Origin of the sequence: Terriglobus albidus, from assembly GCF_025685425.1 — a bacterium.
Taxonomy (GTDB): domain Bacteria; phylum Acidobacteriota; class Terriglobia; order Terriglobales; family Acidobacteriaceae; genus Terriglobus; species Terriglobus albidus.
Genome location: NZ_JAGTAS010000020.1, coordinates 1 through 14,317, shown reverse-complemented (window position 1 = coordinate 14,317; position 14,317 = coordinate 1). Strand labels below are relative to the sequence as shown.

General features: G+C 59.8%; 8 protein-coding genes. 7 read left to right on the top strand and 1 reads right to left on the bottom strand.

What is annotated here, in order from left to right; all coding sequences use genetic code 11:
* Positions 1 to 508: 508 nt before the first annotated feature.
* Positions 509 to 1,471 carry a LysR family transcriptional regulator gene (locus OHL21_RS01025; protein WP_263415387.1) on the bottom strand — a complete coding sequence of 321 codons (963 nt, stop codon included), beginning with the start codon at positions 1,469 to 1,471 and terminating at the stop codon, positions 509 to 511.
* A gap of 383 nt (positions 1,472 to 1,854) precedes the next feature.
* On the opposite strand from OHL21_RS01025, the gene OHL21_RS01020 reads away from it, so the two are divergent.
* The 7 genes from OHL21_RS01020 (at position 1,855) to msrA (ending at position 14,113) form a co-directional block, all read left to right on the top strand.
* A complete protein-coding gene (locus OHL21_RS01020; RefSeq protein ID WP_263415386.1) occupies positions 1,855 to 4,845 on the top strand; it encodes a TonB-dependent receptor in 2,991 nt (996 codons plus the stop codon).
* 84 nt (positions 4,846 to 4,929) lie between these two features.
* Entirely contained in the window at positions 4,930 to 8,001 is a 3,072-nt protein-coding gene (locus OHL21_RS01015; protein ID WP_263415385.1) for an amidohydrolase family protein, read from the top strand.
* 515 nt (positions 8,002 to 8,516) lie between these two features.
* Positions 8,517 to 9,698 carry a trans-sulfuration enzyme family protein gene (locus tag OHL21_RS01010; RefSeq protein WP_263415384.1) on the top strand — a complete coding sequence of 394 codons (1,182 nt, stop codon included), beginning with the start codon at positions 8,517 to 8,519 and terminating at the stop codon, positions 9,696 to 9,698.
* Positions 9,695 to 10,819, top strand: a complete 1,125-nt coding sequence (locus tag OHL21_RS01005; RefSeq protein WP_263415383.1) for a trans-sulfuration enzyme family protein — start codon at positions 9,695 to 9,697, stop codon at positions 10,817 to 10,819. The genes OHL21_RS01010 and OHL21_RS01005 overlap by 4 nt, the downstream gene beginning before the upstream one ends.
* A gap of 153 nt (positions 10,820 to 10,972) precedes the next feature.
* A complete protein-coding gene (scpB, locus tag OHL21_RS01000) occupies positions 10,973 to 12,247 on the top strand; it encodes an SMC-Scp complex subunit ScpB (protein WP_263415382.1) in 1,275 nt (424 codons plus the stop codon).
* A gap of 57 nt (positions 12,248 to 12,304) precedes the next feature.
* Positions 12,305 to 13,195 carry a pseudouridine synthase gene (locus OHL21_RS00995; protein ID WP_263415381.1) on the top strand — a complete coding sequence of 297 codons (891 nt, stop codon included), beginning with the start codon at positions 12,305 to 12,307 and terminating at the stop codon, positions 13,193 to 13,195.
* 441 nt (positions 13,196 to 13,636) lie between these two features.
* Positions 13,637 to 14,113: a peptide-methionine (S)-S-oxide reductase MsrA gene (gene msrA, locus OHL21_RS00990; protein WP_263415380.1), complete on the top strand. Its 477-nt coding sequence runs from the start codon at positions 13,637 to 13,639 to the stop codon at positions 14,111 to 14,113.
* Positions 14,114 to 14,317: the final 204 nt, after the last annotated feature.

Genomic DNA, 14,317 nt, shown 5'->3' with positions numbered 1-14,317 from the left:
TGCTCACAAAGCTCGTATTGACAGCCACTTAGCGGTTACGGTCATGGTGTAGGAGGCCGGCCTCGTCAAGGCGCCGCCATCGATGGCCCTCACCGTCACGGTATACGTTCCCGGGTAGGTCGAATCGCTATTAATGACTGGCAGGAATTTGCCGCGATGGGACAACCACAATGAGGTTGTTGGATGGATAGGGAAGCGACAGGGAAGCTGCCGTAACGCTGTATGGCGGGGGGCCGCTCGTCCCCCACGAACGGCCACACACCACCCACTCAGGAGGTCTTCAGAGATCCCCGAAAATCCCCCCGCAGGTGAGAGACGACACACCGCAAAACGCGATTACATCCCTGCCAATTCTTTTGCGACGATGCTTGCCTTTTTCTCTACCGGGGTGCCCCACCCTCGGGGTCCCCAACGAACTTGTTCGTTGGGGTGAACGCTCGCAACGCTAGGCTGGGCTAGGGTTATCTCAGGTTCAAACAAGCCTCAAACTGAATACGTCGACTTACCCCTAAACAGCCATCTCGCGCCGCGAAGCGAACTCCTTCACCACCACCGGAGCCAGGCGTGACGTGCGCGCCGTGGCGGCCAGTCTGCGGCTGGCCACCAGCACTACCTTACGGAAGATCTTCATCGCCGGCGACAGATTGCTCTCCAGAAACGCTAGTCCGAGTGTCACCGGAGGAAGTTCTTCTTCCATCGGAAGCATCGTCACTCCAGGCACCACGCAGGTACGGATACCTTCGGTCGTGATGGCAATTCCTTCGCCTGCGGATGCATACGCGAACTGCACCGAGCAGGACTGCGGGCTCTCTGTGAACTTCGGTGTAATGCCGAAGGGCGCCAGCATGCTATGCAGCGCAGGCTGATGGAAGCGGCAATCCTTTAATCGCGAGGCAATGATCGGTGTCGAGCGGAAGACCTGCACGCTGATCGCGCTCTGCCGTGCCAACTGACTCTCAGCGCTGACCACGGCCATCATCTTCTCCTGCCGCAGGGGATCGAAATGGATGCCCTCGATCGGCAGCGCAGGCATCATCAGCAGAGCGTCGACCTTGCCTTCCGGTAGCGCCGCCATCTGCTGCTCAGTCGTCATCTCGACGACTTCCAGCTCAAAGGTCGGATATTCGTCCGCGAGCATGCGGATCACATTCGGCAACAGGACAAACTGCCCAACCGGGCCGCAGGCGATGGTCAGTCGCAGACGAGAGTCCAGCGATTGCAGACAGTCACGGGCAGAGTCAACCGTGTCCAGAATAGATTTGGCGTATTCACGGAAAGCCGCACCGGCCTCGGTCAGACGCACGTGCTGCCGTGTCCGCTCGAACAACTTCACGCCGAGTGCGTGCTCCAGACCCTTGATCTGGAAGGTCAGCGTCGGCTGGCTGATGTAGAGCGAACGTGCGGTTTTACCGTAGTTCAACACTTCGGCCAGGGTGAGAAAACACTGCAACTGCCGGATACGAAAGTCCAAAACCCTCTTCTCCCAGTCCAGATTTCTGCTTTGGTTGTCGTGCTTGTGGTTGCGGTTGAGTCTTAGTGTTGCCTCGTATTTCCCGCTTGTCAATAAAAGATGAATTCTCCTTTTATCAATCACGTCTGAAAATTTTTCGATTAGACATCCTGCCGCTCCGCTTTTACGCTGCTCTCACACACGATCGAAAATGTGCTGTTTCCGGGGATGGTCTTCCTTCCGCCCCTTTGCAGCATTCGGCGGATCAGCTCCCTGAGTCACCGCCACCCAGCAGTACAGGCACACAAAGAAACCACATACAAGGGCCCATTTCCGCGATATCCCGTTATCGATATCGCGGGGCGGAGGTCCTCTCTGAATTTGTTTTTGTGAGGTCACTTGGCATGAAGATGTTCCTTCGCTCCCTGCTTCTCCTTGTTGCACTCTCCGTGGTCACCATGGTCGGCCGCGCCCAGCAAACCGGCTTCACCGGAAAGGTCACGGATACGCAAGGCGCTGCGATCCCAGGCGTCACCGTCGAGGCCCTTCGCGTCGGCGGTGCTGCGTTTCGCGCCACCACGAACGCGGAGGGCATCTACCTGATTCCCTCGCTGGTCGCGGCCGACTACGAGATCACCGCCTCCGCTTCCGGCTTTACACCGGTTAAGAAACCGGTCACGCTGCTCGTCGGTCAGCTCGTGACCCTCGATCTGCAGCTTCCCGTCGCCTCCACAACGACCTCAATCGTCGTCGAGGCCGAATCGGTTGCCATCGATACGACCTCGTCGGTCGTAGCTGGAAACGTAACCCCGCAGGAGGTTCAGGGTGTACCGATCAACGGCCGCAACTACATGTCGCTGGCCACACTGGTACCAGGCATCAAGATCAACGCCGTCACCTCGGATGTTCCCGTCGGCTCCGCATCGGAGTCGGGCAAGTTCATGATCACCATGGACGGTCTGCAGGTCTCGCAGGACACCGCCGGCGCCGCTTTTGGTCAGCCCCGCTTCTCCCAGGATGCGATCTCACAGTTCCAGATCATTACCAACCGCTTCGACGCCACGCTGGGCCGCTCCGCCGGTGTCTATGTGAACTCGCAGTCGAAGTCAGGATCGAACTCCTACCATGGCGGCGCATTCGGCTACTTCCGCAACGACTCCCTGAATGCTCCGGACCCTGTGGCCAAGAAGGTGCTGCCCTTCAGCGACCAGCAGTTCGGCGGCAGCATGGGCGGCCCGATCAAGAAAGACAAGCTCTGGTTCTTCGGCTCCTATGAAGGCGAGCGCAAGCCTGATACCGCCACCACGACCAACCTGGTCACGAACGCCGCGTTCTCGCATCCGAACACACTGCGTGTGAACGAGTACCTGGGCCGTGGCGATTACCAGATCAACGCGACCAACCGAATCTTCGTGCGTGGCGATGGCTTTACCTACAAGAGCGACTACCTGGGCGTAAGCGGCAACGCCGATCCATCGCGCGCCTATCAGGGAACCCGTACCAGCTACGGCTTCGTCGCCGACTGGAACTCGAATCTCACGCCCAATCTGGTGAACGATCTCCACGGCGGCTATCACCACTTCGGTTGGCAGAACCTGCCCTACACCCAGTCGATGGAGATCATCTTCTCCAACATCACGGTCGGCGGCCCCTATAACTATCCGCAAATCTTCGCCCAGAATAACCAGGACTACCGTGACGATCTCTTCTGGCTGAAGGGCAAGCACGCGGTCAAGTTCGGCGCTGAGTACATCTACACCGGTCACGGCGGCTACTTCCAGCAGAACGTGCGCGGGCGCATCAACCCCTGCAGCGCCTCCATCACGGCAGCCCAGTACAACGCCATGTTCCCCAACGGCGCTGCGGACGCGTCGAGCTGGAACTACACGGCGATCAACTCGGTCTGCGGCGGTGCTTCAACCTTCATCAAGGGCTTCGGTAACTTCACCGTCGACGTGCCTCGTTCCATCTACGGTTTCTGGTTCCAGGATGATTGGAAGATCCTTCCACGCCTGACCGTGAACCTCGGTATTCGTTACGACAACGACTTCGGCGCCTTCACCGGTGGACCGAAGCTCAGCAATGGCCTGCTGGTGCCACAGGGGAACGACAATAACAACTTCGCGCCGCGCGTTGGCTTTGCCTGGGATCCGATGGGCGACGGCAAGACCAACATCCGTGGCGGCGCAGGTCTCTACTTTGCCGATATCTCCGCAAACCAGATCATCGACCAGCAGATCTTCAACGGTGTCTCCACCATTCAGGCTTCAGTCAGCGGTACGGCGGCGAGCCCGATCAACTTCTCCGATCCGTTCAAGGGCGGCAACCCGGCGGCCAATCCCTCAGCGTACTCGCAGGCAGTACAGCCGCTGGCCAAGGATGCCAAGGTGCCTTATGCGCTGCAGCTCTCCTTCGGTGTGCAGCGTGAATTGCCCTGGAAGAACGTCCTCAACGTGGATTTCGTCCATACTCGCGCATACGACGATTGGATCCGCCTCAACGGCAACTTCCTGGTCGATCCAACCAATGCGCAACGCAACCTGAACCCAAACACGACGCTCGCATCCACCACTGCCCGCGTCTGTGGTAACGGCTCGGTGGCTGTGGACACCATCTCCAGCTATAGCAGCACCACCCGCCAGGTCTGCAACCAGTCCTTCACCTCGGTCTCGCAGTTCTTCACGCCGGGCGGAGCGGGTTCCATCTACGATGGCCTGCAGGTCGGCCTCAAGCACTCCACGACCGCAGGATTCACCGGAGCTCTTGCCTATACGTGGGCACGGACCAAGAACTCGACGGAAGGTCCGTTCTACTATCCGAACAAGCCCTTTGCCTCAGGCATCAAGGATGAGTGGGCCAACGGCACCGACGATCAGCGCCACTCGCTCACCCTGAACGGTGAGTACAAGTGGAAGTACGGTCTCTCGCTCTCCTCACTCTTCCGCTTCGGTTCGGGCATGGCCTTCGCAACGGCAACGGGTACAGCTTCACCAAACGGCGGCACTCCGACCTACAACCGCACAGTCGCTGCCGGTACGACACCGATCCAGGCAGGCAGCACCTGCGCCGTCGCGCCCTGCCTCTCTGTCTATGCTCCGATGTCGAAGTTCTACTACGACACGAGCTACGGCTACTGGGTGATGTCCCGCAACGCCTTCCGCGGCCGCGCCTACGAGCGCATCGACAGCCGTCTGCAGGAGACCTTCCCTATAGGCGAAAAGATTAAGGGGATCGTCGCTGTCGAGGTCTTCAACCTTTTCAATCATTTCAATCCCTACAGCTACAACACCAACGCCAACTCCGCCGCCTACGGCACGCCAACAGCGGCCGGCGGCAGCGGATACCTGGAGTTCGCTCCGCGTCAGCTTCAATTCATCGGCCGCATTAGCTTCTAAACTGTTTCCGCCTCACATAAATCCACGCAGTGCGTTCCCAAGGGGACGCACTGCGTTCTTCCGTTGAAGGAGCTTTCAAGGTTCATGCGTCTCTCTGCTCTCGCCTCCGCTGCTCTGCTTCTCTCGGTACCGGCATTCTCCCAGCCCGCGAAACCTGCCACCGCAAAGCCCGCCTCCGCTCCCAAAAACCGGACTATCACCATCCATGAAGGCACCAACATGGCCTCGACGGTCTCGCCCGATGGCAAGACCGTCATCCTCGATCTGCAGGGCATGCTCTTTTCTCTGGGCATCGAGGGCGGCAAAGCGAAGCAGCTTACGCAGCCTACGGATGAAGCGGCCTATCCGGGCTTTGCGCCCGACGGCAAGACCGTTGTCTTTCAGTCGTACGCCGGCGGCACCTTCCATGTCTGGAAGATGAATGCGGACGGGACCGGACTGAAACAGGTGACCTCCGGCCACGGCGACGACCGCGAGCCGCGCATCTCTCCTGACGGCAAGACGATCGCGTTTGCCTCTGATCGCGACTTCAAAGGCTCCTATGACATCTGGACCGTCGGCATCGACGGCGGAGAACCCAAGCAGATCACCAGCGGAACGAACGACGAGTACGAACCTGGATGGACGCCTGATGGCAAGATCGTTTATGTCTCCGCCGTCGATGAAGAGATAATTCCGGGCCTGCGGGTTGCGACCGGCCGCCAGGTGATCCAGGTTGATCCTTCGACCCTCGAAAAGAAGACCCTGGTCGAGGTAAAGTCCGGCCGCATCGATTCACCTTCGGTCTCGCCTGACGGCAAGCTGGCGTATATCTACTTCTCCGGTTCAGGACAGACGCTCTTTCCTTCAAAGCTCATCGTTGATGGCAAGCCCGTTTCCAGCAAATACGATGACGCGTTTCCCTTTGAGGCAGCGTGGATCTCGCCAACGTCGCTGCTCTACACCACCAACGGCAAGCTGGTGAAAACCGACCTCTCCGCAAAGACAGAGACGGAGATCCCATTTACCGCTGACATCAAGTCCATCCGTCCCATCTTCAAATCGAAGGACTACCGCTTCGACTCAAAGCTGCCGCGCCAGGCGCTCGGTCTCTACGGTCCGGCGCTTTCTCCGGATGGCAAGCAGGTTGCGTTCGTTGCGCTGAATCAGCTCTATCTGCTAACGATTGGCAATCCGGTTCCCAAGGCGCTGACCGGCGATAGCTTCTACAAGCAGGGGCCGATGTGGTCGGCTGATGGGAAATGGATCGCTTACGTCTCAGACAAAGATGGAGTGGAGAACGTCTACCTGCTCGATCCGAAGACCGGTGAAGAGAAGCACCCGTCTCCCTCGAAGACCACGGCGCAGATCTTCCCAGCGCTCTCGCCCGATTGCAAGTGGTTTACCTCGCAGGACCAGACCGGAGCGACACACCTGACGGAGATCGCCACCGGCAAGGACTCGATCGTTGCACCGGCGACCTTCTTCCCGGGCCGCGCCAGCTTCACCACCAACGGCAAGACCCTGGCCATTGCGACGATTCATCCGTATACCAAGCGTTTCCGCGAAGGCACCAGCGATATCCTGCTGGTCGACATCGCGACCAAGAAGCAGACCTGGCATAAGCCGGCTCCGTTTGAGTCGGTGACGACGCGTACGGAAGATGGGCCTATCTACTCGCCTACCGGCAAGGAGATGGCCTTCGTCATGAGCGACGTGCTCTACACCATGCCGGTGGATGAGAACGGCGTCCCGACAGGTAAAGCTGAGCCGCTGAACAACGAGGTGACCGATGCGCCAACCTATAGCGGCGATGGATCAAAGCTTCTCTATCTGAACAACGGCAAGCTGAAGCTGATCGATCGCAAGACCAAAGCCATTACACCTGTGGCTGTCAATCTGAAGTACACGCCGGAGCAGCCCACCGGCTCGACCGTGATTCATGCCGCCAGGTTCTGGAAGGGAAGCGGTCCGGACGTCCGGACGGACGTTGACGTGCTGGTGACCGGCAACCGCGTGGTCTCCGTCACACCGCATGGCGCAAAGCCCGTGCCTGCTGGCGCGAAGGCGATCGACGCGCCGAACTCGACGGTGCTGCCCGGCCTCTGGGAGAACCATGCGCACCCGAACTCCGATAACTCCATCTACTACGGCGATCGCATGGGCCGCCTGTGGATGGCCTACGGTATCACCACGCTCCGTGACATGGCAGACAATGCCTATCGCGCTGTGGAAGAGAAAGAGGCCTTCGTCTCCGGCGCTGCCGTTGGCCCGCGTCTCTTCGCTACGGGTGAGGCCGTCGATGGCGAACGCGTCTACTACCCGATGATGATCGCAACCACCAGCGAAGCGCAGTTGCAGCGCGAGTTTCAGCGCCTGCACGCCCTGGACTTCGACTTCCTCAAGCTCTATGTGCGCCTGCCCTATAGCTGGATGAAGAAAGGCGATGAGTTCGCGCATAACGTCATGGGAGTGCAGACGGCCTCGCACTATCTGCTGCCTGCGGTGGCGATCGGCAACGACGGCATGAGCCACGTCTCGGCGACGGCTCGCACTGGCTGGGCATACTCCCGTTCTCTGACGGGCTTCAGCTACTCGGATGTGCAGCAGCTCGAGGCCGAGTCCGGCATGTGGACTATCTCTACGCTGCTGAACCAGTCCATCATCGGCAACTGGCCTGCGATGGCCGATGACAGCCGTTACAACATCGCTCCGCCTTGGGAAAAGAACCGCCTCGTCAATGCGCGCAACGCTGCGGTGAAGAATCCTTCAACGGCTAGCGAAGACCGCGTCATGCGCGAGGAGTCCACGGTGAAGGGCGTGCTCGATCGCAAGGGCCTGTACATAGGTGGAACCGACTCACCGCTGGACCTGCCCTCCACCTCATTGCATCTCAATCTGCGCAGCCAGGTGAAGTACGGCCTGCAACCCTGGCAGGCGCTGGAGACGGTGACCAGCATCGCCGCCAAGGCTGCCTTGCTGGACAAGGATCTGGGCACGCTGGAAAAGGGCAAGCTCGCGGACCTCATCATCGTCGACGGCAACCCGCTGACCAATATCAACGACGTCACCAACGTGCAGTGCGTCATGACCAACGGACATCTGCGTTCAGTGGCGGAGATTGCAGCTCCCTTCGAGAAGCTGACCACAGGAGCAACTATGTGCCCAGCGAAATAGTTGCTGGTTGCTCGTTCCTGGCTGCTAGTTGGAAAGGCCGGCGAACCGCCGGCCTTTCCGTTGAGCCACAATCTGAGTGCCACAAATTTGGGTGCCCCATATCTCGGCTAGGCCGAGATGTGGGAGGGCGTGCCCACGAACTTGTCATCCCGAGCAAAGCGAATGACCTGCTTCTCACCCACTCCTTTTGTTTGCGAAAGGAGTGCTATCGCGCTGCCCGCGATCCGTTTTGCTTAAGGGCATGGCTTCAGCCATGCAGTACCGAACCGGAAAGAGAAAGCGGCTTCAGCCGCTGCGGTCTGTGCCGAGGGTGCCCAGACAAGCTGGCCGCCCATCACTCAGTCACGCCGAGATCTGGCATGTTAGCCCCAACAGCTATGTCCGCCCAGTCCCAACTGGCAACCGGCAACTGTTAACCGGCAACTGCTTCCTTTCAACCCCCGTCTTTCCCCATCCAACCCGCGCTACACCCCCATTCAAGCGTCTTGTGCTTCAATCAACATAGGGAGCATACCGTGTCAGAACGCCCAGACTTCGATCCATCTACACTCGTTATTCACTCCAATCGCTCCTACGAGATGCAGTCCAACTCCATCCTTTTTCCCATTCACCAGACGGCGACTTATATCCATGAGAGTGTCGGCGTCACCAAGGGATACGGCTACTCACGTGGCGCGAACCCTACGGTGAATGCGTTGGAGCAGGCCATCGCCGCGATTGAGAACACGGCTACTGCACTCTGTTTCCGGTCTGGCATGTCAGCCATTCACACCCTGTGTATGGCGATTCTGAAAGCAGGCGATCACGTCATCCTCTCGGATGTGATCTACGGCGGCACCATGCGCCTCTTCCACCAGGTGCTGGGCAACTTCGGTATCGAGTACAGCTATGTCGATACCTCCAGCGCCGCGCCAGTAGAAGCCGCCATCAAACCGAACACAAGGCTCATCTTTCTGGAGTCGCCGGCGAACCCGACGCTGAAGATCTCCGATATCCGCGGTGTCTCCGAGGTTGCGCACAAGCACGAGAACATCCTCGTCGCCGTGGACAATACCTTCCTCACGCCGCTGCTGCAGGACTGCCTCGCGCTGGGCGCGGATGTCTCCATGCTCTCGACGACGAAATACATCGACGGCCACAATGCCACCATTGGCGGATCGCTGGCGACCAACGATGAAAAGCTGGTGGAGCGCCTGCGCCTCGTCCGCAAGACCATCGGTTCTATCCAGACGCCCTTCGACTCGTGGCTGGCGTTACAGGGCATTAAGACCCTGCCGGCTCGCTTGGCCGTGCACTGCAATCACGCCAAGCAGATTGCGGCATGGCTAGAAGCGCATCCGCGTGTTGCCAGGGTGAACTATCCGGGTCTCGACTCCTTCGCGCAGAAGGCACTGGCAGCCTCGCAGCAGAAGGACTTCGGCGGCATGCTGAGTTTTGAGCTCGACGCCAGCACGGAAGATTCACTGCGTTTCATGAACGCACTCAAACTCTGCACCTGCGCGGAGAGCCTCGGCTCGGTGGAGACGCTTGCAACCAATCCGGCCACGGCATCGCACTGCGATCTTACGCGCGAAGCCCGCGAGGCATTGGGCATCTCCGACCGCCTGATCCGCCTCTCGGTCGGTCTTGAGGCGCCAAAGGATCTCATCGCTGACTTCGAGCAGGCCTTCGCCGCCGTCTTTGGGAGCAAGGAGTGAAGTTCGGAACAAAGCTGGTTCAGTTTGACGCTGCTCCCGGCGATCCGCTGCGCCCTTCCGCCACACCGATCTACCAGACGGCGACCTTTGCGCAGGAGGAGGCGGATGCCTTCGGGAAGTTTGATTACTCCCGCTCCGGTAATCCCACACGCAAGGTCTTGGAAGACCAGATAGCGGCGCTCGAGCAGGGAACGCGCGGTTTCGCATTTGCCAGCGGCATGGCCGCTATCGCCACGGTGACGCATCTGCTCTCCGCCGGCGATGAGGTCGTCGCTGATTACGATCTCTACGGCGGAGCGTCACGCCTCTTCGGTAAGGTGATTGGCCGGGCCGGCCTGAGCGTGAAGTTTGTCGATGCGCAGGACCTCGCGGCATTGGACCGTGCCATCACCCCCAGGACAAAGCTCGTCTATCTCGAGACGCCCACCAATCCATTGCTGCGCATTCTGGATCTGGCTGCCGTTGCTGAGGTGGCCCATCGCCATGGAGCTCTGGTCTGCGTCGACAGCTCCGTGATGTCGCCGTATCTGCAGAATCCGCTCACACTGGGCGCCGATATCGTGTTGCACTCGGCGACAAAGTTTCTCTGCGGACACTCGGATGTCACCGGCGGTGTCATCGTCGTAAAAGACGACAAGCTGGCGCAGGAGATCTACTTTCTGCAGAACGCTGAGGGAACGGCCTTGGGTCCGTTCGACTGCTACCTGGTGTTGCGAGGGCTCAAGACATTGAAGCTGCGGATCGACGCGCAGCAGGCGAATGCGCGCAAGGTGGCGGAATTTCTTGCAGCGCACCCACGTGTGGCCGAGGTGAACTATCCGGGACTGCCGTCGCATCCCGGCTACGAGCTGCAGCGCCGCCAGGCGAATGGTCCAGGTTCGTTGCTGACCTTCCGCGCCGGCTCGCGCGCCGCGGCAAAGCGCATCGCCGAGCAGACGGACCTGCTCAAGATCGCTGTCAGCTTCGGCTCGGTAAACTCCACCATCAGCATTCCGGCGGCAATGTCGCACGCCAGCGTCCCCGCCGAACACGACCGCTCGATCCCGGACGACCTGCTCCGCCTGTCCCTCGGGATCGAAGATGCGGACGACCTGATCGCTGCCCTCGAGCAAAGCCTCTAACGGGTATTTCGACGAATTCGAGAACCTACACTCTTGGTGTCCAGCGGCTGAAGCCCGCTGCTCCCACCGCTTTCAGCCTCGATGTAGGTAGTGAACAAATAAAAGACCAAGAAATCCACTCAATCCCGCCATTTACACTGTCACGGACAGGAAATGAGCCTTAAAGCCAAGATCGAAGCCATCATCTACGCTGCGGAAGAGCCGGTTACGCTCGCCCAGTTGATCACTCTTCTCGGTCCCGACCTCGAACAGGCGCTGGCGGAGCAGGACGCCGCCGCAGCGCAGCCCGAGCTCCCCATCGCTGAGGAGGCGGCTGCGCCGGCTGCGGGGGAGGCTGCTATCGAGACCTTTCCGGAGGCTGTCGAAGCTGTTGCCCCGCAGGACGCCGAGAGCGTTTCGATTGCCCCGGCAGCGGCAGAGGAGAGTGAAGCACCTCAGGCTCAGGAAGAAGGCAAAGCTGAGGTAGCTGCGGAGATCGCATCGGTGACTCCGGCCGAGCCCGCTGCCTCCGAGAGCGAGCCTCTGCTGGTCGATGAAAAGAAGCTTGCCCAGCAGCGCGAGCGCCGCCTGCGCGACTTCCTGAAGGCCGAAATCGCCGCCCTGATGGAGAACTATGAAGACCGTGGCGTCTACATTACGGAGGTTGCCTCCGGCTTCCGTATGTCCACCCGGCCCGAGTATCACGACCTCATCCGCGACTTCGCCAAGAGCCTGAAGCCGGCGCTGAAGCTCTCTCTTCCCGCGCTTGAGACGCTGGCGGTGATCGCCTACAAACAGCCTGTGACGGCCGCGGAAGTCTCTGAAATCAGAGGAGTTGACTCCGCCGGCGTGCTCGGCGGCCTGATGACCCGCAAGCTCATCACCACGGCCGGCCGCAAGCAGGTGATCGGCCGCCCCATCCTCTACAAGACCACGAAGGAGTTCCTGCTCCGCTTTGGCCTGAAAGACACCTCCGAGCTTCCCAGCATCGAAGAGTTCGAGAAGATGGCCGGCGAACTCGCCGAGCAGGAGGATCTGCCGATGGACACGAATCCCAACCCGGAAGGCACGCCGAACCCCGACGTTGAGCCGCAGGGTGCAGGCGAGGAAACGCCGGAAACTCCCGCCCCCGAGCCGCAGGCCGATGGCAGCGGTGAGTCCGTGGAAGGCTCCGAAGTCTCGGAAATTTCAGAGACGGCCGAATCCCAGGAAGCCCCTGGATCTGAAGCTGCGATGGAAGAGACCGTCGCGGAAGAAACAGCCGAGGACCCGAAGAGCCCCGAGTCTTCAGAGGCCGAATCGAAGGAAGCCTCCGAAGGCGCAATATCCGCCGAGATAGAGGAGGCTCAGGAAGCTGCGGTAGCTGAAGAAGCTCCGGCTTCTGCCGCGGAACCTGAGGATGTCGAGGCTGAGGAGAAGGCGAGCGCTGCCGGCATCGAGACCGCGTAACCCGATGGAATTGGTTATTCCTTTCTTTGTGCTCTGACAGGCGATAATGGGGAGGATATGAGCGAGCCCGTACGTCTCCAGAAGATCATTGCCCAGGCTGGGCTCGCCTCGCGGCGCGCCGCGGAAGAATTGATTCTCACCGGCCGTGTCACCCTGAACGGCGAAATCGTCACCGAACTCGGCACCAAGGCCGACCCCGAACGCGACCACATCCGAGTCGACGGTAAGCTGCTGCACGGTCCGGAGCGCCACCGGTACTTTGTCCTGAACAAGCCCCGCGGCTACGTCACCACGCTCTCCGATCCTGAGGGCCGGCCGACCATCATGGAGCTTCTGGCCAAATCGCCAAAGGCTCCACGCGAGCGTTTATATCCGGTCGGTCGTCTTGATTACCTCTCCGAGGGCCTGCTGATCCTTACCAACGATGGTGAGCTGGCCAATGCGCTCTCCAAGGCCTCCAGCGGTGTGGCGAAGACATATCTGGTGAAGATCTCCGGCCAGCCCAGTGAGCAGGCGCTGAACCAGCTTCGCGGCGGCATCATGATCGAGCGCGGCCGCCTGCAGGAGGGCGACCGCCGCAACCGTGTGCTGACGCAGCCGGCAGAGATCACGCTGACCCGCGGCGGCGAGAATCCCTGGTATTCGGTCACCTTGACCGAAGGACGCAACCGCCAGCTCCGCAAGATGTTTGAAGAGATAGGCCACCACGTCGAAAAGATTCGCCGTATCGCCTACGGCGGCCTGGTCCTGGACGTCGAGCCAGGGGAGTTTCGGGAGCTGACACCAGGCGAGGTGACTGCTCTGGGCCGTGCCAGCCAGGGCCGCAAGGTGGAACGCAAGAAAGTGCTTCCGGAGGCCGCCAAGCTGAAGGAACCGGCCAAGCCAAAGCGCAAGCCTGGCGCAAGATCCAGCTTCAAGCCGGCAGGCCCCAGACGCCGCTCGCGCTAAAACCAGCGGCTTAATGAGGTACTTTCCCTACCCTGGCGCCCCACGAATGTATTTCCCTGCCCGGGAGCCCAACTAACGTACTTTCCCCGCCCGGGTGCCCCACCCTCACGAAGTTAGGGTGGGCGGGCATAACCTCGAATTCCGAATCATTCATAAAAACGAATTTGCCCGGATTCGCTTGTTTTTTGCCTTTTCGATGTGACCAAACTTTCGGGCTAAAGCGTCTTCAAATTCGGACGATTGTTCTAGAGCGGGACGTCTTCAACGTCCGGCGCAGCCCAGATGACTGGCAGGGTACACCCGTGTGCATACAACTCGCAACCTGTTGTTAACACTGGAACTACCGGTTACTATCTTTCGATTTTTCATCAGATTGTTGATGACAAACCATACTCGGCTGGCATCTTATTCGTGTTCGTAGTTGTAGAAAGGAACACCGCAGTGCCAATTGAAAAAGCAACATTTGGTGCCGGGTGCTTCTGGGGCGTGCAAACACGCTTCGATGAGCTCTCCGGTGTGTTAGAAACAGCAGTCGGCTATGAGGGCGGCGCCCTTGAACATCCAACGTATAAAGAGGTCTGCACGGACCGGACAGGCCATGCCGAAGTGGTTCAGGTCACCTTTGACCCAAGCCGCATCAGCTATGATCGCCTGCTCGATGCCTTTTTCTCCTTGCACGACCCAACGCAGTTGAACCGTCAGGGACCGGACTGGGGAACCCAGTACCGTTCTGTCATCTTCACCCACTCCGAGCAACAGGCCCAAGCAGCGCAGGCGAAGATCGCCGACCTGTCCGCCTCGGGAACCTACCCACGCCCCATCGTGACATCCGTTGAGCCGGCGCAGACTTTCTGGAAAGCTGAGGAGTATCACCAGAAATATCTCGAAAAGCGCGGCATGGTCGCCTGTCACATCTGAGCGTCAGCCTCCCTCAAGTCAAGCATCGAATCGAAGAAGGGCCGGTAGAAACCGGCCCTTCTTCTTTGTTATCTAGGGGTGTCATCCTTGTATCTCTGAGGTAGCGGCAGTTTGTAAGAGACTGTTGTGGTGGGGGAGACGAGGCATCGTCTCCCCCGCGGGCGGACGGCACCCGTTCATCCTGCGGTCACAGCGACCGACGCT

What these genes read in the sequence shown, in the direction of transcription:
- OHL21_RS00995 (WP_263415381.1), top strand. Translation starts at nt 12,305, where the DNA reads ATGAGCGAGCCCGTACGTCTCCAGAAGATCATTGCCCAGGCTGGGCTC.
- OHL21_RS01020 (WP_263415386.1), top strand. Translation starts at nt 1,855, where the DNA reads ATGAAGATGTTCCTTCGCTCCCTGCTTCTCCTTGTTGCACTCTCCGTG.
- OHL21_RS01015 (WP_263415385.1), top strand. Translation starts at nt 4,930, where the DNA reads ATGCGTCTCTCTGCTCTCGCCTCCGCTGCTCTGCTTCTCTCGGTACCG.
- scpB (WP_263415382.1), top strand. Translation starts at nt 10,973, where the DNA reads ATGAGCCTTAAAGCCAAGATCGAAGCCATCATCTACGCTGCGGAAGAG.